Below are 2,081 nucleotides of genomic sequence, written 5' to 3'. Positions count from 1 at the left end.
TTGGCCGAGGTGGGGATCGACTCGATTGAGGCCGGATAGGCTTTCTGCTTGTTTTCGGAAACGAGCGCCGCCGCCGTCACCTGCGGGATCATGAAGCCGGAGTTCAGGCCGGGCTTGGGCGTCAGGAAGGCCGGCATGCCGGAAAGTGCCGGATCGACAAGCATGGCGATGCGGCGCTCCGACAGCGAGCCGATCTCGCAGACGGCGAGCGCGATCATGTCGGCGGCGAAGGCCACCGGCTCGGCGTGGAAATTGCCGCCGGAAAGCGCGGTGTCATCCTCGGCGAAGATCAGCGGATTGTCGGTGACGCCGTTGGCTTCGGTGCCCAGCGTGTCGGCCGCCTGGCGCAGCACGGTGAGTGCCGCGCCCATCACCTGCGGCTGGCAGCGCAGGCAATAGGGATCCTGCACGCGTTCGTCGCCAACCCGGTGCGATTCACGGATGGCGCTGCCGGCCATCAGATTGCGCAGGGCGTCGGCCGTCTCGACCTGCCCGGGATGCTTTCTCAGCACATGGATGCGCGGATCAAAGGGTGCGTCGGAGCCTTTTGCCGCGTCGGTCGACAGGGCACCGGCGACCAGCGCCGATTGGTAGAGCACTTCGGCCTCGAACAAGGCGGCCAGCGCATAGGCGGTCGAAAACTGGGTGCCGTTGAGCAGCGCCAGGCCCTCCTTGGCGCCCAGTGTCACCGGTTCCAGGCCATGCGAGACGAAGGCGACCTTGGCCGGGAAACGGCCATGTGGGGTAAAACATTCGCCGACGCCGATCATCACCGCCGTCATGTGCGATAGCGGGGCAAGGTCGCCGGAGGCGCCGACCGAACCTTGCGCCGGCACCACCGGGATGACGTCGTTGGCCAGCATCGCTTCCAGCAACTCGATGGTTTGCGGCCGCACACCCGACGCGCCCTGCGCCAGGCTGGCGAGCTTCAGCGCCATCATCAGCCGGCAAACGGCAACCGGCATCGGCTCGCCGACGCCGGCGGCGTGCGACAGGACGATGTTGCGCTGCAAGGTCTCGAGATCCTCGGCCGGGATGCGGACGCTGGCCAGTTTGCCGAAGCCGGTGTTGATGCCATAGACCGGCTCGCCCTTGGCGACTATCCTAGCGACGGCCTCGGCGCTCGCCTTGATTTTCGGCCGGCAGGCATCGTCCAGCTTGGGCACGGCGCCACGATAGATGGCGCGCCAGTCGGCCAGCGTCGCATTGCCGGGTTTCAGGGTCAGTTCGGTCATTGTCCTCTCCAGATGCGGGCATGCAGCGGGTTGAAGCCCATGCGGTAGACGAGTTCGGCGGGGCGCTCGATGTTCCAGATCGCCAGGTCGGCGGATTTTCCGGCTTCCAGCGTGCCGGTTTCTCCCAGCAAACCAAGCGCGCGGGCCGCCTCCCGGGTGACGCCGGCAATGCATTCATCGACGGTCAGGCCGAACAGGGTCGCGGCCATGTTCATGGTCAGAAGCAGTGAGGTCAGCGGCGAAGTGCCGGGATTGTTGTCGGTGGCGACAGCCATCCTGACGCCGTGCTGGCGAAACAAGCCGATCGGCGGCTTCTTGGTTTCGCGAATGAAATAGTAGGCGCCGGGCAGGATCGTCGCCACGGTTCCGGCCTTGGCCATCGCCGCTGCACCTGCCTCATCGGTGTATTCGAGATGGTCGGCCGACAGCGCACCGTAACGGGCGGCGAGTTCGGCGCCATGCAAATTGGACAGTTGGTCGGCATGAAGCTTGACCGGCAGGCCGGCCGCCTTTGCAGCATCGAAGACGCGCGCCATCTGTTCCGGCGAAAAGGCGATGCCCTCGCAGAAACCGTCGACGGCATCGGCCAGCCCCTCGGCGGCAACCGCCGGGAGAATTTCCTTGGCGACCAGATCGATAAAGGCGTCCTTGTCACCCTTGGCTTCCGGCGGCAGCGCGTGGGCGCCGAGGAAGGTCGTGCGGATCGTCACCGGCCGCTGGTTGCCCAGCCGCCGTGCGGCACGCAGCGACTTCTTCTCGTTTTCGAGGTCCAGGCCGTAGCCTGATTTTACCTCCACGGTGGTTACGCCCTCGGCAATCAGCGCATCGCGGCGTGGCAGTGATTGG

General features: G+C 65.9%; 2 protein-coding genes. Both read right to left on the bottom strand.

The features are described 5' to 3' along the window. Nucleotides 1–1,235 (bottom strand): histidine ammonia-lyase (gene hutH / locus EOA22_RS31565; protein ID WP_127390507.1); only part of this gene is annotated, 1,235 nt, incomplete at its 3' end. Further along, nucleotides 1,232–2,081, bottom strand: an 850-nt coding sequence (gene hutI, locus EOA22_RS31560) for an imidazolonepropionase (RefSeq protein ID WP_127390506.1), incomplete at its 5' end; no start/stop codon positions are given. The genes hutI and hutH, both read right to left, overlap by 4 nt.

This window comes from Mesorhizobium sp. M7A.F.Ca.US.014.04.1.1 (genome assembly GCF_003998745.1).
Taxonomy (GTDB): Bacteria; Pseudomonadota; Alphaproteobacteria; order Rhizobiales; family Rhizobiaceae; genus Mesorhizobium; species Mesorhizobium ciceri.
This window is presented reverse-complemented; position numbering and strand designations above follow the sequence as displayed.